The sequence below is a fragment of the Antiquaquibacter metalliresistens genome (assembly GCF_029211225.1).
GTDB classification, from domain to species: Bacteria; Actinomycetota; Actinomycetes; order Actinomycetales; family Microbacteriaceae; genus Rhodoglobus; species Rhodoglobus metalliresistens.
The window spans coordinates 160,950-178,098 of record NZ_JARGEM010000001.1; the positions used below are offsets into that span (position 1 = coordinate 160,950).

Sequence of the window (17,149 nt, forward strand, 5' to 3'; positions counted from 1 at the left end):
GTCGTGACCTACTCAGCTGACGCGAAGGCCGGATGGCGGGACTCCCCGCTGGTGCGCATCCTCGGTTCCGCGATCGGGTGGTTCGGCTTCGCGCTCTGCTTCACGCTGTTGTTCCAGGTCTCGCTCACCGTCATGGCCCTCGGCGGATTCTGCGCCAGCGGCGGCGCCTACGAGATCGCGGTCGAGTGCCCGGCGGCCGTCGCCGGCTTCGCCCCCCTCAGCATCCTCGGCGGACTCGCCGCGGTCGGGATCGCACTGTGGCTCTCACAGGGATTCGGCACGCCGCTGCTCTCCCTGGCCTGGCCGATCCTGTTCGTCGGGCTTGGCGCTGCATTTCTCATGAGCTTCGTGACCTACGGCGATCCGACGGGCCTGTTCATCGGCATCCTGTTCGTGATCATGGGGCTGGTACCGCTCGTGCTCGAGCTGCGCGCGAGTCCGCGCCGGGTGATCCTCGGGCGTCGCACTGCCGACGGTCGCGAGTTCATCGAAGAGGGCGCCGGCCGGTCGATACTGGCCATGCGCGGGCCGAACTCCGATGGCACGGTGCGACCGAACGCCGGCCACTGGCTGCTCCCGATCGCTGTGACGGCGATCGCTGCGACGCTCGGCTGCATCACCGGGCTCGCCTGGTTCGCCAGCGTGACCTGACCCCGGTCAGCCCACCAGGTCGTGCCGCACGATGATCGCCTCGCGGTCCGGGCCGACGCCGATGGCGGAGATGCGGGTGCCGCTCATCGCCTCGAGTGCGAGCACGTAGTCGCGGGCGGTCTTCGGCAGGTCGTCGAACTCGCGAACCCCGGTGATGTCCTCGCTCCAACCGGGGAAGTGCTCGAAGATCGGCCGCGCGTGGTGGAAGTCGGACTGGGAGACCGGCACCTCGTCGAAGCGCTGTCCGTCGACGTCGTAGGCGACGCACACCGGGATCGTCTCGAGGCCGGTGAGCACGTCGAGCTTGGTGAGCACGAAGTCGGTCAGCCCGTTGATGCGCGAGGCGTAGCGCGCGATCGGAGCGTCGTACCACCCGGTGCGCCGCGGGCGGCCCGTGGTCGTGCCGAATTCGAAACCGCGCGCCCGCAGCCACTCGCCGGACTCGTCCAGCAGCTCGGTCGGGAACGGACCCGACCCGACGCGCGTCGTGTAGGCCTTGACGATGCCGATGATGCGGTCGAGCCGATTCGGCCCGACACCGGATCCGGTCGCCGCGCCGCCGGCGGTCGCGTTCGAGGAGGTGACGAACGGGTAGGTGCCGTGGTCGACATCCAGCATCGTCGCCTGGCCGCCCTCGAACACGACGGTCTTGCCGTCGGCGAGCGCGCCATCGAGCAGCAGCCCGGTGTCGGCCACCATGGGGCGCAGGCGCTCGGTGTACTGCAGCAGATCGTCGACGATCTCCTCGACCGCGATCGCCCGCCGGTTGTAGATCTTCACGAGCAGGTGGTTCTTCTGGTGCAGCGCACCCTCCACCTTCTGCCGCAGGATGTTCTCGTCGAAGAGGTCTTGGATCCGGATGCCGACCCGGTTGATCTTGTCGGCGTACGCCGGCCCGATGCCGCGCCCGGTCGTGCCGATCTGCCGCTTGCCGAGGAAGCGCTCGGTGACCTTGTCGAGCGTGCGGTGGTACTGCGTGATGACGTGGGCGTTCGCGCTCACGACGAGCTTGGAGACATCCAGTCCACGGCTGGACAGGGCCTCGAGCTCGTCGAAGAGCACCTCGAGGTCGACGACGACACCGTTGCCGATGATCGGCACAACCCCGGGGGTCAGGATGCCCGACGGCAGCAGGTGCAGCGCATACTTCTGGTCGCCCACCACCACGGTGTGGCCGGCGTTGTTGCCGCCGTTGAACTTGACGACGTAGTCGATGCGGTCGGCCAGCAGATCGGTGGCCTTGCCTTTGCCCTCGTCGCCCCACTGGGCGCCGACGATCACGATTCCAGGCATGGATTTTCCTCCTCAGACGGGCGAGCGAAGCCCGTCGTTCCGGCGCGTGCGATGGCCGTGCGGTTTGGGGATTACACCACAGTCTATCGATGCCGGCGTGCGCAGCCGAAGGAAGAAGCGGTCAGGCGCGGCGCCGGTGAACCACGAGCCCGCCGGCGACGAGCAGCACGAGACCGAGTGCGAGCACCGGGGCGGCGTCGAGGCCGGTCGCCGCGAGCGCGGGCTTCGCGGCGACGGTGACGTCGAGGCCGCGAGCGAACATGTCGGTGGCACCATTGGCGTCGTTCGAGGTCAGGTCGTCGGCATCCGAGGCGAAGGCTGCGATCGACCCGTCGCCCGACAAACTTGCCCCGTACGATCGATCGCTCCCCCCGCCGGTGCCGGCGAGGTTCATGGACACCAGGGTCGTCGTACCCGCCGCGAGCGAACGAACATAGATGTCGCCATTGCCCGTGACCGGGTCTGCGACGAGGTCGGTTCCCTCCGATTCGAAGGCGACGAACCTGCCGTCGCCCGAGATGGATGGGGACTCCGAGGCGCCCGCGGTACCGCCGCCGCTCGTGCGGGGCACGCTCACGACCGTCAGCGAGTCGTCGACGAGCGAGCGCACAAAGACGTCCTCGACGCCATTCGTGTCATTCGGATACATCTGATCGGACGTCGACGAGAACGCGACGAGCGAGCCGTCGGAGGAGATCGACGGGGAGAACGCGTTGGGACCGCTGCCCCCGTGACGGTCATGGCTGACCCCGAGGGTCTCGCCGGTCGTCAGGTCCCTGCGGTAGATCTGGGACCCGGTGCTGCCCGAGGGGAAGATGCTCTGGTCCAGTGAGTCGTACGCCACATACCGGCCGTCGAACGAAAGGGAGGCCGGCGCGGAGCCGGAGCTTGCCGTCATCTGATCCAGCGTGGTGCGAAGGCTCACGAGCGCGGTGACCGGAATCGCGGCGGAGACGGTGCGGAAGAAGACATCCATCACACCGTTGGTGTCCGTCGCGACCAGGTCGGAGGCATCCGAGGTGAACGTGACGATCGAGCCATCCCCAGAAATCGCGGGGTTGGAGGAATAGCTGTCACCGCCCGCCGTGCCCACGGCGTTGACGCTCACGAGCGTCGTGACGCAGAGGTCCATGTCGCGCAGGAAGACATCGTCGTCTGTGCTCGTGTCGAGCGGGTCGATGTCGGTGGCCGTCGAGGTGAACACGACGTATCGACCATCCGCCGACACCGCGGCGCCGCCCGATCCTGCGTTCGCCTGCTGAAGACCCGTGGCGTCGAAGCTGACGAGCACCGTCACGCCGGTGAGCAGGTCGCGACGGAAGACGTCGTACTGCCCGCCCGTTGCCGCAGGCACGGTCACGAGGTCCTGCGCCGTCGAGGCGAAGACCACGTAGCGACCGTTCGCCGAGACCTGCCCGCTGCTGACGAATTGCCCCGAACTCGCGCCGCCGGTGTTGACGCTGACCAGCTGCGTCTCACCGACGATCGGAGTCGCGGCGAGGGCCGGGGCGACGGAGACCAAGCTCGCCGTGGTGGCGAAGGCGGCAATCGCAAGCAAGCGCGACCGGATTGCGGACATTGGGAACCGTTCTGTCATCGAGAGGGATACCTCGCGACCCTATCGCAGTTGTGCCAGCGGCACACAGTGCTGCGCTCAGAACCTCACGTGCTGGACGATCCAGGTGTGCATCGTCACGGCGGCCGCGGCCGCGGCGTTGATGCTGCGGGTCGAACCGAACTGGCTGATCTCGACCACGACATCCGCTGCCTCGATCGCCTCCGTGGAGAGGCCCGGTCCCTCCTGACCGAACAACAGCACACAGCGCTGCGGTAGCGCGAAGGTCTCGAGAATCACCGAACCGGGCACGTTGTCGATCGCAACGATCGGCAGACCCTCGGCATTCGCCCACGCGGCGAGCGCCGCGACATCCTCGTGGTACTGCACGTGCTGGTAGCGATCGGTGACCATCGCGCCGCGCTTGTTCCACCGCCGCCGCCCGACGATGTGCACGGTGTGGGCGAGGAACGCGTTCGCGCTGCGCACGATCGAGCCGATGTTGAGGTCGTGCTGCCAGTTCTCAATCGCGACGTGGAACGGGTGCCGGCGCGCATCGAGGTCGGCGACGATCGCCGCCATGCTCCAGTACCGGTACTCGTCGACGACGTTGCGGGTGTCGCCGTGCTCCAGCAGTTCCGGGTCGTAGCGCTCGTCCGTGGGGTGGGGACCGGACCAGGGGCCGACGCCGTGTACGGGGGCGACGTCATCCATGCTCCGAGGGTAGTCGCGGGACCTTTGGCCTTCCAGCGGCGCGAGCGCAAGCGTAACTTCGGCCAGAGGATCGCGGTCGATCACCCAGGTGGCACCCGACGCGAGCGAAGCGAAAGGCAACGGCAATGAAGGCACTCGTCTATAAGGGTCCCGGTGAGAAGTCCTGGGAGGACGTTCCCAACCCGACCATCCAGCACCCGACCGACATCATCGTCAAGATGGACGCGACGACGATCTGCGGTACCGACCTGCACATCCTCAAAGGCGATGTGCCGGCGGTGACACCCGGTCGCATCCTCGGTCACGAGGGCGTCGGCACGATCACCGAGATCGGTGCTGCCGTCACCACCCTCAAGGTCGGCGACCAGGTGATCCTGTCGTGCGTCTCGGCATGCGGCAAGTGCTCGTACTGCAAGCTGGGCGTGTTCTCGCACTGCCTCGGCGAGGAGGGGGCCTCCGGCATCGGCTGGATCTTCGGGCACCTCATCGATGGCACCCAGGCCGAGTACGTGCGCGTGCCGTACGCAGAGACCTCGGTGTACCCACTGCCGAAGGGTGTCACGCCCGAACTCGGTTGCGTGCTCTCCGATATCCTGCCGACCGGTCACGAGATCGGTGTGCAATACGGGGCGATCAAGGCGGGGGATGTCGTGGCCGTCGTCGGCGCCGGCCCGGTCGGTCTCGCTGCGATCGCGACCGCGGGCCTGTACGGACCGTCGCGCATCATCTCCATCGACCTCGACGCGAACCGCACCGAGGCGGCGAAGAGGTTCGGCGCCACCGACGCCGTCGTCGGGAGCGACAAGGACTGGAAGCAGCAAGTGCTCGCACTCACCGACGGTCTGGGCGTGGATGTCGCGATCGAGGCGGTCGGGGTGCCCACGACCTTCCAGATGTGCGTCGACATCGTGCGTCCCGCCGGACATGTGGCGAACGTCGGCGTGCACGGCAAGCCCGTCGAGCTCGCACTGCAAGACCTCTGGATCTCGAACATCACCCTGACCATGGGTCTCGTGAACACGAACACCCTCGGCACCCTGCTGAAGATGGTCGCGCAAGACAAGCTGCCGGCGAGCGAGTTCATCAGCCACCGGTTCGCACTCGCGGACATCATGGAGGCGTACGACGTGTTCGGGCGGGCCGCGGAGACGAAGGCGCTCAAGGTCATCCTCAACGCGTGACGAGGTGAGGCGATCGGGTGCGGTCGGCCCCTGTTAACCTCGGCACATGCCCTGGACGCCGGACGGACCCGATCTCGTCATCCGCGGTGACAACCTCACGGTCACCGCGGGGTTCCCCGACGCCTCATTCCGCCTCATCTACCTCGACCCGCCGTTCAACACGGGTCGCACGCAGTCCCGTCGCACGATCACCACGAAGCGCAGTCCGACGGGTGGTCGCGTCGGCTTCCAGGGCCAGACCTACGAGACCGTCAAGGGCGCGCTCACCCGATACGACGACCGCTTCGCCGACTACTGGGCCTTCCTTGAGCCGAGACTCCAGGAGGCGTGGCGGCTGCTGGACGAACGCGGCACGCTCTACCTGCACCTTGACTATCGCGAGGTGCACTACGCGAAGGTCGCGCTCGACGCGCTGTTCGGCCGCGACTCGTTCCTCAACGAGATCATCTGGGCCTACGACTTCGGCGCCAGAGCCACCAAGCGCTGGCCCGCCAAGCACGACACGATCCTCGTGTACGTAAAGAACCCGAAGCGCTACTACTTCGACAATCTCGCCGTCGATCGCGAGCCCTACATGGCGCCCGGCCTCGTCACACCCGAGAAGGCGGCGTTGGGCAAGCTCCCGACCGACGTCTGGTGGCACACCATCGTCTCGCCGACGGGGCGGGAGAAGACGGGGTATGCGACCCAGAAGCCGGCGGGGATCCTGCGCCGGATCATCCAGGCCTCGAGCGCCCCCGGCGACTGGGTGCTGGACTTCTTCGCCGGCAGCGGCACCACCGGCGCGGTCGCCGCCGAGCTGCAGCGCCGCTTCGTGCTCGTCGACGAGAGCCCGGACGCGGTGGCCGTGATGCGTGACCGCCTCCCGCTCGACACGGCCTTCGCTAGCATCGACGCATGAGCTCACGCAGCGACATCGAGTGCTGGCTGACCGACATGGACGGCGTGCTCGTGCACGAGAACCAGCCGATCCCGGGCGCGCCGGAGCTGCTGCAGCAGTGGCGCGACGAGGGCCGGCCCTTCCTGGTGCTGACGAACAACTCGATCTTCACGCCGCGCGACCTCAGCGCCCGGTTGCGCGCCTCCGGGCTCATCGTGCCGGAGGAGTCGCTGTGGACCTCGGCATTGGCGACCGCGGACTTCCTGCACTCCCAAATCCCCGGGGGCAGCGCCTTCGTCATCGGCGAGGCCGGCATCACGACGGCCCTGCACGAGGTCGGCTTCGTGATGACCGAGTCCGACCCCGACTACGTGGTGATCGGCGAGACCCGCAACTACTCGTTCGAGGCGATCACGAAGGCGATCCGCCTGATCGGCTCCGGCAGTCGCTTCATCGCGACGAATCCGGATGCCACGGGCCCGAGCACCGAGGGGCCGATGCCCGCGACCGGCGCCGTCGCCGCGCTGATCACGAAGGCCACCGGCAAGGAGCCCTACGTCGTCGGCAAGCCGAACCCGATGATGTTCCGCTCGGCGATGAACAGGATCGGTGCGCACAGCGAGAACACCGGCATGATCGGCGACCGCATGGACACCGACATCGTCGCGGGCATCGAGGCCGGGCTGCACACCATCCTCGTGCTGACCGGCATCAGCGACCGCGCCGAGATCGAGCGCTACCCGTTCCGTCCGGACGAGGTGATCGACAGCGTGGCCGACCTGCTCGCGCCCGGACCCATCGAGTCCGAAGCGTTCTAACCCGCTTGCGGTAGGACGAGCGAGGCGCTGAGCGGCTCGCCGCCCGAGCGGTTGACGAAGCAGAAGTAGTCGCGGTTGCCGTCATCCCAGTCCGCGGCATCCACGGCGTAGCTCGCCGTCACCTGCAGGTCGAGCACCGTGGCGGCAACGACGTAGTCGATGATGGTCGGCGCGGTGCACAGCAGGTTGATGCGGCTCTGCAGCTGCTCGACGCCCGGAAACGCGGTATCCGCCGCATCGTCGAAGACCCCGCGGTGCACCATCTGCGCCGCGTGCGGCTGCGCGCACGGCACCACGGTGTACTGGTCCTGCCAGGCCGACTCCAAGGGCTCGAGGCATTCCCCGCCGAGCAGCGCGTTCCAGCGCACCAGACCCGGGGCGACCGGCCCGAGCGCCGACGGACCGCTGCTCGCCGATGGTGTGGGTGATGGGGACGCGGATGCCACGACCGCAGGCGCTGGCACCAGGTGCGACAGCCGCGTGCCGACCAGGAACAGCGCGACGAGCGCGAGAGCGGCGACGAGTCCGCCCGCGACGCCCAGCAGAATCTTCTGCACGCGCGGCAGCGGCGCTCGCGCGGCCTTCGGTGCGCGCGGCACCACCACGAGCTCCTGTCCCGGGCCTTCAGCGGGCTGGCGACGCGGCGGCGGCGGCAGGATCGGCGTCGCCTCGTACTCCACGAACGCCGCCTCGCCGAACAACGAGTCGAGCGCGGATGACTCCACCGACTCGTCGACCGGGTCGGGCAGTCCCACCGGCTGAGGCATGAGTGCCTCGGTCACCCCCTCCATGGCGGAGTCCAGGGGCGGGAACGCCGCGGTCGGCTCCGTCGGGGCTGGCTCCGCTGCCGCAGTCGGCTCGGTCGGGGCGGGCGCGGGGAATGCCGTGTAGGCCTGCGTCGGGGCGGGATCGTAGGCCGCCGGCGGCGGGGTGAACGTCGGCGGCGGGGTCACGGCCGGCGGCGGGGTGAACGTCGCCGGCGGCGTGAACGGTGCCGGGGGCTCCGGTGCCGGAGGCGGCGGCGCGGGGGCGGGCGGCGGCGCGGCTTCGGGCGCATCCCCGCCACCGGGGGTCAGCCCCCACGGGAACGGCGAACCCGTCGGCGCCGCGGCCTCCTCGTCGCGCTCGTCGGTCATCGCGTCACTTCGTCAGGCCGAGGTCGGCGAGCCCGATCGCAGCGTAGTAGGGGTAGCCGGCCGCCTCGATGCGCTCGCGCGCGCCCGTGTCGCGGTCGACGACCACGGCCACGGCCGCGATCTCCGCCCCGACCTTCAGCAGCGCGTCGATCGCGGCGAGCGGTGAGCCGCCGGTCGTGGAGGTGTCTTCGAGCACGATCACCCGCTGTCCGGCGAGATCCGGCCCCTCCACCTGCTTGCCGCGCCCGTGATCCTTCGGCTCCTTGCGCACGACGAAGGCGTCGTAGGCGAGCCCGCGGGCGGCACCCTGGTGCAGGATCGCGGTCGCGATCGGATCGGCACCCATCGTCATCCCACCGACCGCGCGCACACCGGGCACGTCGGCGATGAGATCGAGCATCACCTGGCCGATCAGCGGCGCCACGCGGTGGTCGAGCGAGACCTTGCGCAGATCCACGTAGTAGCTGGCGCGCTTGCCGCTGGTGAGGACGAAGTCCCCGTGGAACACTGCCTCGGCGGCGATGAAGTCGATGAGCTGCGCTCTGGCGTCGGTCACGACTCCAGAATAGTGACTCGCTCCCGTGAGCCACCCCTCGTGATCGAGCCCGCCGGGTTCGCCCGGAACGACACGAGCTCAGAGCGTGCCGAGCACCAGCAGCAGACTCGCGACCAGCACGGCGGCCGTCGCCGAGACGGAGATGACCCAGGCGGCGCGCATCTGGCGGCGGTCCGCGGCGGCAGCCGCGTCATCCATCAGCTCGTCGATCTCACGCACGCTGAAACCCTAGGCGCGCGCTCGACCCGCTGTCGCCGCCCAGTTAGGGGGCGAACCGGTCGTGGTTCGGATGCCGTCGGTGTGCGCCAGTAGCGTTGGTGCATGCGCATCGCCACCTGGAACGTCAACTCGATCCGCAGCCGCGTAGCCCGTGTCACCGACTGGATGATCCGGCAGGACGTGGACGTGCTCGCGATGCAGGAGATCAAGTGCACGGAGGCCCAGTTTCCGTTCGACGCGTTCACCGAGGCCGGCTACGAGGTGGAGCTGCACGGACTCAACCAGTGGAACGGCGTGGCGATCGCCAGTCGACTCGGCTTCGACGAGGTGATGCTCGGCTTCGACTCGGCACCCGGGTTCGGCAAGCCGCTCGACGACGGCACGCTGCCGAAGGAGGCACGCGCGCTCGGCGCCACGATCAACGGCGTGCGCGTCTGGAGCCTCTACGTGCCGAACGGCCGCGAGCTCGACAACGCCCACTACCCGTACAAACTCGAATGGCTCGCGGCGCTCGCGGCCGAGACCCGAGCCTGGCTCTCGGCGCACCCCGACCAGCCCCTGGCCCTCATGGGCGACTTCAACATCGCCCCGCTCGACATCGACGTCTGGGATATCGCGCTGTTCCAGGGCAAGACCCACGTCAGCCAGCCCGAGCGGGATGCCTTCGCCGCCCTCGAGGAGGCCGGACTGATCGACGCGCTGCGCACCCGCGGGGTCGAGGGCTACACCTACTGGGACTACCAGCAGTTGCGCTTTCCCCGGAACGAGGGCATGCGCATCGACTTCATCCTCGGCTCCAAGTCGTTCGACGACCTGGTCACAGGCGCCGCCATCCACCGAGACGAGCGCAAGGGCGACGCACCGAGCGACCACGTTCCGCTCACCGTCGACCTCGACCTGCCGACCGAGGACGACGACGACCGCCCGATGTTCCTCTAGCGAGCCAGTAGGGCCGCGATCAGCGCGATCACCGGCACCGCCCCGATCGTGGTCAGGAGCACCACGTCGCGAGCGAGAATCACACCCCGCTCATAGCGCTGGGCGTAGTTGAACACGTTCTGCGCGCTCGGCAGTGCGGCGAGCACCGTCACCGCGAACAGTTGCTCGCCGTCGAGCGAGAAGACGAACCTGCCGAGACTCCAGGCCACCAGCGGCATCACCGTGAGCTTGAGCGCGGTGGCGAGCACCACATCCCGTCGCGCCGTGCCGGGCGCAAGCGGTCGCTGACCGTGCAACGAGATGCCGAAGGCGATCAGGATGACCGGCACCGCAGCACCCCCGATGAGCTTGAACGGCTCCAACACCGCAGCCGGCAACTGCACCCCGGTGACCGCGATCAGCACTCCGAGCACGGAGGCGACCACCAGCGGATTGGTCACCGGCTGCAGTAGCACTCGCCGCAGGGAGACGACTCCCCGAGTCTGACTGTCGAGGATCGTCAGGGCGATGGGAGCGAACACGAGCATCTGCAGCAGCACGACCGGTGCCGAGAGCGCCGGGTCGCCGAGCACGTAGAGCGAGACGGGGATGCCGATGTTGTTGGCGTTCACGTAGCCGGAGGCGAGGCTGCCGACGACCGTCTCGGAGACCGGCCGGCGCCAGACGAACCGCGCGACGGCGGCGAACAGCAGGCCGACCGCGACGGCGGCGATCGCCGAGACCGGCAGCAGGGCGGAGAACAGGTGCGCGATGTCGGCTTCGGAGAGCACGGTGAGCAGCAGGCACGGGGTGAGCACGGCGAAGCCGATGCGGCCGAGCACGAAGCCGGCGTGCTCGCCCAGCACCCCGAGCCGCCCGACGAGGTACCCGACGAGCACGATCACCGCGATGACCGCGAACCCCGTGAGCACACCGATCATGACCACCAGTCTGGCCGAGCGCTCGGGTGCGTGGCGTAGCGTCACCCATTCGGGGGTGCACCGTAGGATCGCGGAATGATCCACCCGCCGTCCTCATCCGAGCCGGATGCACTGCTGGCCACGAGTTCGGTCGTCACCCGCGTGTTCGATCAGGTGCTCGCCGCCGTGCACGCCGGCACCCTGCTGCCCGGGCAACGCATCAGCGATGCCGCGCTCGCGGACGAGTTCGGCGTCTCGCGCACCCCGGTTCGGGAGGCCCTGCAGCGGTTGCGCGAGATCGGCATCGTCGAGGCATCCGCGAGCCGTTTCACCCGCATCGCCGATGTCACCCCGCGGCAGACCGCGCAGGCCTACGTCGTGTGGCTCGCCCTCTACCGCGCGCTGGTGACGGAGACGGTGCCGATCGCCTCGCCGCAGACCGCGGACGCGATGCGCGATGATCACGCCCGTTTTCTCGCGAGCCTCATCGAATTGAACTTCCAGCGCATCGCGACCACCAACTTCGACTTCTTCAATCGGCTGCCCGCCGAGTCGGGGAACCGCGCCCTCACCCGCGCGCTCACCGCGGTCGTGCACATCGTGCGCCTCGGAAGCCTGCACCTGCCGGCGACAATCGATCTCGAGGCGGTCGGGCGAGCGCAGGGCCTGCTGCTCGAAGCCACCGTGACCCACGACGTCTCGATGGCGCTCGAGGCCATGGATCTGCTCGGGCAAGTGGAGGTTCCGCAGGCCTGACGCGCACATCGTGCGCGAAACCGGCGATGCGCGCGCAGCGCGTGCGTATCGTGGTGCGTTGCGCATCTTTCCCGCGTCAACCGCAACCAAACCGCGCGAGCCGATCGTTACGCTCGAAGGAGGCATTCGAACGAGACGACGGGAGGTCGATCCATGGCACGTGCGACGTCACAGCGCGCAATCCTCGGCGAACCCGAGGTGCTCGAGGACACCGCCCCCGCCTGGCTGCGTCTCAAGGCCGCGGTCGGCGAGTTGCGGCTGCTGCAGGCGCACGATGGGAGCATTCCGGATGCCGCTCAGCACGGTCGCGCCCGCGAGCTCGTCGAGGCGGTGCGCGCCGAACTGCCCGAGTTCGCCCTCGCGCTGCCGCACGACGCCGACTACCTGAAGGCGCTCGACGCCGACCTCGCGCGCTGGAGCGACCTCGGATTCACCGAACCCGACTTCCTCGATTCGCTCGTCGCCTTCCAACCCCAGCGCGACCGCGTCGACGGGCTTCGCCATCTGGTGCTGTTCCCGATGCTCACCCAGAACGGCTCGCCGGATCGGCTCATGGAGGCGGTGCTGATCGAGGTGATCTGGCCCGAGTTCGTGGCATCCCTCGAGGCCGGCGACTACGGCAACAAGCTCTTCGTGCCGGTGCGCTTCGTCGACTTCACCGGTGGCTACGACACCAACTCCGCGGTGCTGTTCCCGGAGACGGTGGCGATGCGGGAGATCCCCACGTTCACCTGGGGCGCGATCTTCGCCGACCGCGAGGCCGCCAGGTTCCGTCGAGTCGTGCGTGCGGCGTCCGAGATCACGAAACTGGATCTTCCGGACGGCGCCGCGCGCCTGCTCGACGATCAGCACCTCACGGAGGAGACCTTCGTGATGTGGGACCTGATCCACGACCGCACGCACATGCGCGGCGACCTGCCGTTCGATCCGTTCATGATCAAGCAGCGGATGCCCTACTTCCTGTACTCCCTCGAGGAGCTGCGCTGCGACCTCATCGCCTTCCGCGAAGCCGTGCGCCTCGTGCGCGCGCCGGAGACGGACCCGGTCGTGCGCGAGCACGCTCAGCTCGTGCAGTACGCGGTGATCTTCGACCGCATCTTCCGCTTCGCGATCACCGGCTCGCGCAAGCGCAACTACGACGGACTCGGCGGTCAGCTGCTGTTCGCGTGGATGCATCAGCGCGGCGTGCTGCACTGGACCGATACCCGCCTGACGATCGACTGGGCCGAGGTACCGGATGTCGTGGTCGCCCTCTCGGACGCCATCAACGATCTCTACTGGCGCTCCATCGACCGCCCGAAGGTCGCCCACTGGCTCGCGGCCTACGACCTGGTCTCCTCCACGGTCACGCCGCACCCCGCCTCGCGCTGGGCCAGGCGTGACCTCCCGCTGGAGGGCGCGCCGCGTGAACTGACCGATGCGGTGATGGACGACGAGTTCCCGCTGTCGATGTTCTACGAGGCCCTCGCGAAGAAGATGACGACGGTGATCGAGTCGACGGCGGGGATCACGGGCACATCGGACTGACAGACTGGATGCCGTGACCCAGCTCCACGACCCCGCCTGGCGCGGCTTCGCCTCCGACAACTACGCCGGCGCGCACCCCGAGGTGCTCGCCGCGATCGCGGACGCCAACGGCGGGCACCAGATCGCCTACGGCGAAGACGTGTACACCGCGCGCCTGCAGGAGGTGATCCGCGCACACTTCGGCGACCGCGCGGAGGCGTTCCCCGTGTTCAACGGCACGGGGGCGAACGTCACCGCGCTCACGAGCATGCTGCCGCGGTGGGGTGCGGTCGTGACGAGCTCGAACGCGCACATCCACACCGACGAGAACGCGGCACCGGAGCGCGTGAGCGGGCTCAAGCTGCTGACCGTGCCGACACCGGACGGTCGACTCACTCCCGAGCTCATCGATGTGGAGGCCTGGGGCTGGGGCGACGAGCATCGCGCGCAGCCGCTCGCCGTCTCGATCACGCAGTCGACCGAGTTGGGCACGGTGTACTCGGTCGAGCAGATCCGCGCCATCACCGATCACGCCCACGCGCGCGGCATGACGGTGCACATGGACGGCGCCCGCATCGCGAACGCTGCGGCGGCACTGGGCACCGGGCTCCGCGAGTTCACCACGGATGCCGGGGTCGACGTGTTGAGCTTCGGTGGCACCAAGAACGGGCTGCTGTACGGGGAAGCCGTCGTGGTGCTGAACCCCGAGGCATCCGAGGGTCTGGTCTTTCTGCGCAAGCTCTCGATGCAGTTGGCCTCGAAGATGCGCTTCGTCTCCGCGCAGCTCATCGCGTTGCTCGAGGGCGACCTGTGGCTGCGGTCCGCCGGACACGCGAACGCGATGGCCGCGCGCCTGCGTTCCGCCCTGGAGGGGGTGCCGGGCGTGCAGTTCACCCAGCCGAGCGAGGCGAATGCGCTCTTCGCGATTTTGCCGCCCGGCGTCGCGGACCGGCTGCGACAGCGGTTCCGCTTCTACGACTGGAACCCGGCCACCGGTGAGGTGCGTTGGATGACGGCCTTCGACACCACGGAGGCCGACGTCGATGCGTTCGCGGCCGCGATCCGCGCGGAGGTCGGCGCGTGAGCGACGAGATCGTCATCGACGATCGCGCGGACAAGCCGCCGCGCACCTGGGACTTCTTCCTCACGGTGTTCCTCCTGCTCATGCTCGTGGTGATGACGGGGATCTTCGTCGTCTCCGGCCTCGCCTTCGGTGTCACCACGCTCAGCTGCGCGGATTCGGCGCAGGCCTGCAACGGCCTGGCGATCAGCGTGGGCGCCATCCTGGCGATCGTGGGAACACCGATCGTCGCGATCGCGGGCATCACCGTCTCGATCATCTGGATCGCGCGACGCAAGATCTCCTCCCTGGTCGCGTTCATCTCGGTGCTCGCCTGCGCCGGCGTCTTCATGCTCGGCGGATGGCTCGTGGAGCTCGCCGTTCCGGCCTGATCGTCGACCCCCGACCGCATGTTGCGTCATGCGTCGCCCCGGCCCGCGGCGACGACGGCTCGCGCCTAGCCTCAAACCATGGCGCGTTCGACCCCGACCCCGTTCGATGAACTGCTCACCGAGACCCGTCGTTTCGCCCCGCCCCCGCACCTGACCGCGACCTCGAACGTCGAGCCCGGCGCCTGGGAGCGCGCCGCTGCCGACCCCGTCGCGTTCTGGGAGGATGCAGCAGCCCGCCTGACCTGGGCCGAGCCCTGGCACACGGCCCAGCGCTGGCGCCCGGCCCTGCAGCATGACGGCTCGCTCGAGCCGCCGTCTGCCGAGTGGTTCGAGGGCGGCACCCTCAACGTCGCCGTCAACTGTGTCGACCGCCACGTGGATGCCGGGCTCGGCGACAAGGTGGCGTACTACTTCGAGGGGGAACCGGGGGATCGCCGGACCATCACCTTCGCCGAGCTGCAGCGCGAGGTGAGCAGAGCCGCGAACGCGCTGGAGGCGCTCGGCGTCGGCCAGGGCGATCGGGTCGTGATCTACCTGCCGGTCATTCCGGAGACCGTGTTCATCACCCTCGCGGTGGCGCGCATCGGCGCGATCCACTCGCTCGTCTTCGGCGGCTTCTCCGCAGAAGCACTGCGCTTCCGCGTCGAGGACACCGGTGCGAAGCTGGTCGTCACCAGCGACGGCCAGTTCCGGCGCGGCAAGGCCGTGCCGGTGAAGCAGAACGCCGACGCGGCGGTCGAAGGTCTCGACCACGTCGAGCACGTGCTCGTCGTCCGCCGCACCGGTGACACGGTCGACCTGCGCGAAGGCCGGGACGTGTGGTGGCACGAGATCGTGGACTCCCAGCCGGACACCCACGCCGCGGTCGCCTTCCCCGCCGAAACGCCGCTGTTCATCATCTACACCTCCGGCACCACCGGGAAGCCGAAGGGCCTCGTCCACACCTCGGGCGGCTACCTGACTGGCGCGAGCTGGACCCACTGGGCCGCATTCGACGCGAAGCCGGATGATGTGCACTGGTGCACCGCGGATCTCGCCTGGGTCACCGCCCACACCTATGAGCTCTACGGCCCGCTCTCGAACGCGACCACGCAGGTGATCTACGAGGGCACGCCCGACGCACCGAACCGGAGTCGGCACTTCGAGATCATCGAACGCTACGGCGTCACCGTCTACTACACCGCGCCCACGCTCGTCCGCACGCTCATGACCTGGTTCCCAGAGGGGCTGCCCGGCGAGGCCGATGTGTCGAGCATCCGCCTGCTCGGCTCGGTGGGGGAGTCGATCAATCCGGAGGCCTGGGTCTGGTTCCGGGAGCACCTCGGCGCCGGCTCGGCCCCCGTCGTCGACACGTGGTGGCAATCCGAGACCGGATCGGCGATCATGGCGCCGATCCCCGGGCTGTCGACGCTCAAGCCGGGTTCGGCCACCCGCGCTCTGCCGGGGGTGCGCACCTTGGTGGTCGACGACGCCGGAGAACCGGTCCCGGCGGGCGCCGGAGGTTACCTCGTGATCGACGGCACGTGGCCCTCCATGGCCCGCACCGTGTGGGGCGATCCGCAGCGCTACCTCGACTCCTACTGGGCCCGGTTCGCCGAGCGCGGCTACTTCTTCTCCGGCGACGGGGCGAAGGTCGACGCGGACGGCGACATCTGGCTGCTCGGCCGTGTGGACGACGTCATTAATGTCTCGGGCCACCGACTGTCGACGATCGAGATCGAGTCGGCGCTCGTCGCCCATCCACTCGTCGGCGAGGCCGGGGTGACCGGGGCGGACGACGCGACGACGGGCGAGGCCATCGTCGCCTTCGTGCGAGCGGCTCGGGATGTCGGCCCCGACGCCGCGCGGGAGCTGCGCGAGCACGTGGCACGCACCATCGGGCCGATCGCCAAGCCCCGCGACATCCATTTCGTCGGCGACCTGCCCAAGACGCGCTCTGGCAAGATCATGCGACGCCTGCTGCGGGACATCGTCGACGGTCGACCCCTCGGTGACACCACCTCACTGCAGGACCCGGACGTTCCCGCCCGAATCGCCGCCCACATCCGAAGGAGCTGAACGGGGCCGCGATCGTCGACCAACAGGCGCACAATGACAGCATGAGCGAACCCTCGAACAACCCCGAGATCGTCACCCTCGCACCGACGCCGGCCACCCTCGTGCGGGAGGTCGTTCCCATGACCGCGCTGTCCGAGTTCTTCGGTCGCGCGTTCGAGGCGAGCGCCACGGCCCTCGAACGACAGGGCATCGCGATCGCGGGGCCTCCGCTCGGCGTCTACTACGGCATGCCGACCGACACCGTCGATGTGGGCGCCGGTTTTCCCAGCGCGAGCCTCCCCACCGATGCGGAGGGCGTCACCGGCACAATGCTGCCCGGTGGCCGCGCCGCCCGCGTGGTGCACTTCGGCTCCTACGACACGCTGTCCGAGACCTACGGGCGTCTCATGTCATGGCTCGCCGAAGAGGGGCTCACCCCGGGACCGGTGATGTGGGAGTCGTACCTCAACGAGCCGCAACCCGACGACCCCACCGCCACCCAGACCCTCATCGTCTGGCCGCTCGCGGAGTAGGCGCACTCGCACCCGGCCGGGCGC

Annotated in this window: 18 protein-coding genes; 11 read left to right on the plus strand and 7 right to left on the minus strand. The window is 68.9% G+C overall.

Going from position 1 to position 17,149, the window contains the following annotated elements; translation table 11 throughout:
• Nucleotides 1–3 precede the first annotated feature (3 nt).
• Nucleotides 4–651 carry a hypothetical protein gene (locus PYV02_RS00770; RefSeq protein WP_275755197.1) on the plus strand — a complete coding sequence of 216 codons (648 nt, stop codon included), beginning with the start codon at nt 4–6 and terminating at the stop codon, nt 649–651.
• Between the two features lie 6 nt (nt 652–657).
• Here the strand turns inward: PYV02_RS00770 and PYV02_RS00775 are convergent, their stop codons facing one another.
• From PYV02_RS00775 to PYV02_RS00785, 3 genes are all read right to left on the minus strand, one after another.
• Nucleotides 658–1,944 carry an adenylosuccinate synthase gene (locus PYV02_RS00775; RefSeq protein ID WP_275755200.1) on the minus strand — a complete coding sequence of 429 codons (1,287 nt, stop codon included), beginning with the start codon at nt 1,942–1,944 and terminating at the stop codon, nt 658–660.
• 121 nt (nt 1,945–2,065) lie between these two features.
• A complete protein-coding gene (locus PYV02_RS00780) occupies nt 2,066–3,523 on the minus strand; it encodes a TolB family protein (RefSeq protein ID WP_275755202.1) in 1,458 nt (485 codons plus the stop codon).
• Between the two features lie 75 nt (nt 3,524–3,598).
• Nucleotides 3,599–4,213 (minus strand): TrmH family RNA methyltransferase, encoded by a 615-nt coding sequence (locus tag PYV02_RS00785; RefSeq protein ID WP_275755204.1) that lies wholly within the window; start codon nt 4,211–4,213, stop codon nt 3,599–3,601.
• 125 nt (nt 4,214–4,338) lie between these two features.
• Here PYV02_RS00785 and PYV02_RS00790 point away from each other — a divergent pair, with 125 nt between their 5' ends.
• Genes PYV02_RS00790 through PYV02_RS00800 form a run of 3 tightly spaced genes read left to right on the plus strand, consistent with a single transcriptional unit; the run spans nt 4,339 to nt 7,092 of the window.
• A complete protein-coding gene (locus tag PYV02_RS00790; RefSeq protein ID WP_275755207.1) occupies nt 4,339–5,394 on the plus strand; it encodes a zinc-dependent alcohol dehydrogenase family protein in 1,056 nt (351 codons plus the stop codon).
• Nucleotides 5,395–5,440: 46 nt separating this feature from the next.
• Nucleotides 5,441–6,295, plus strand: a complete 855-nt coding sequence (locus PYV02_RS00795; RefSeq protein ID WP_275755209.1) for a DNA-methyltransferase — start codon at nt 5,441–5,443, stop codon at nt 6,293–6,295.
• The gene (locus PYV02_RS00800) at nt 6,292–7,092 is read left to right on the plus strand and encodes an HAD-IIA family hydrolase (RefSeq protein WP_275755211.1); all 801 of its coding nucleotides are present in this window, start codon (nt 6,292–6,294) and stop codon (nt 7,090–7,092) included. Before PYV02_RS00795 ends, PYV02_RS00800 begins: the two co-directional genes overlap by 4 nt.
• Here the strand turns inward: PYV02_RS00800 and PYV02_RS00805 are convergent.
• The 3 genes from PYV02_RS00805 to PYV02_RS00815 all read right to left on the minus strand — a co-directional run bounded on the left by PYV02_RS00805 (nt 7,089) and on the right by PYV02_RS00815 (nt 9,003).
• Nucleotides 7,089–8,228 (minus strand): septum formation family protein, encoded by a 1,140-nt coding sequence (locus PYV02_RS00805; protein WP_275755214.1) that lies wholly within the window; start codon nt 8,226–8,228, stop codon nt 7,089–7,091. The two genes, PYV02_RS00800 and PYV02_RS00805, sit on opposite strands and share 4 nt — an antisense overlap.
• A 4-nt stretch (nt 8,229–8,232) precedes the next feature.
• Nucleotides 8,233–8,784: an orotate phosphoribosyltransferase gene (gene pyrE, locus PYV02_RS00810; protein WP_275755216.1), complete on the minus strand. Its 552-nt coding sequence runs from the start codon at nt 8,782–8,784 to the stop codon at nt 8,233–8,235.
• A gap of 78 nt (nt 8,785–8,862) precedes the next feature.
• Entirely contained in the window at nt 8,863–9,003 is a 141-nt protein-coding gene (locus tag PYV02_RS00815; RefSeq protein WP_275755218.1) for a hypothetical protein, read from the minus strand.
• Between the two features lie 102 nt (nt 9,004–9,105).
• Between PYV02_RS00815 and PYV02_RS00820 the strand changes: the two genes are divergently transcribed.
• Nucleotides 9,106–9,942: an exodeoxyribonuclease III gene (locus tag PYV02_RS00820; protein WP_275755219.1), complete on the plus strand. Its 837-nt coding sequence runs from the start codon at nt 9,106–9,108 to the stop codon at nt 9,940–9,942.
• Here PYV02_RS00820 and PYV02_RS00825 read toward each other — a convergent pair.
• Nucleotides 9,939–10,862 carry an AEC family transporter gene (locus PYV02_RS00825; protein ID WP_275755221.1) on the minus strand — a complete coding sequence of 308 codons (924 nt, stop codon included), beginning with the start codon at nt 10,860–10,862 and terminating at the stop codon, nt 9,939–9,941. The genes PYV02_RS00820 and PYV02_RS00825 overlap by 4 nt on opposite strands.
• A 75-nt stretch (nt 10,863–10,937) precedes the next feature.
• Between PYV02_RS00825 and PYV02_RS00830 the strand changes: the two genes are divergently transcribed.
• The 6 genes from PYV02_RS00830 (at nt 10,938) to PYV02_RS00855 (ending at nt 17,125) form a co-directional block, all read left to right on the plus strand.
• Nucleotides 10,938–11,597 (plus strand): GntR family transcriptional regulator, encoded by a 660-nt coding sequence (locus PYV02_RS00830; protein WP_275755223.1) that lies wholly within the window; start codon nt 10,938–10,940, stop codon nt 11,595–11,597.
• Nucleotides 11,598–11,750: 153 nt separating this feature from the next.
• On the plus strand, nt 11,751–13,124 hold the full coding sequence (locus tag PYV02_RS00835) for a DUF6421 family protein (protein WP_275755225.1): 1,374 nt from the start codon (nt 11,751–11,753) through the stop codon (nt 13,122–13,124).
• 4 nt (nt 13,125–13,128) lie between these two features.
• Nucleotides 13,129–14,187 (plus strand): threonine aldolase family protein, encoded by a 1,059-nt coding sequence (locus tag PYV02_RS00840; RefSeq protein WP_420833585.1) that lies wholly within the window; start codon nt 13,129–13,131, stop codon nt 14,185–14,187.
• Nucleotides 14,184–14,555, plus strand: a complete 372-nt coding sequence (locus tag PYV02_RS00845) for a hypothetical protein (RefSeq protein WP_275755228.1) — start codon at nt 14,184–14,186, stop codon at nt 14,553–14,555. The genes PYV02_RS00840 and PYV02_RS00845 overlap by 4 nt, the downstream gene beginning before the upstream one ends.
• Nucleotides 14,556–14,633: 78 nt before the next feature.
• Nucleotides 14,634–16,613 (plus strand): acetate--CoA ligase, encoded by a 1,980-nt coding sequence (acs, locus tag PYV02_RS00850; RefSeq protein WP_275755231.1) that lies wholly within the window; start codon nt 14,634–14,636, stop codon nt 16,611–16,613.
• A 41-nt stretch (nt 16,614–16,654) separates the two neighbouring features.
• Entirely contained in the window at nt 16,655–17,125 is a 471-nt protein-coding gene (locus PYV02_RS00855) for a GyrI-like domain-containing protein (protein WP_275755233.1), read from the plus strand.
• The last annotated feature ends 24 nt before the right edge of the window (nt 17,126–17,149 follow it).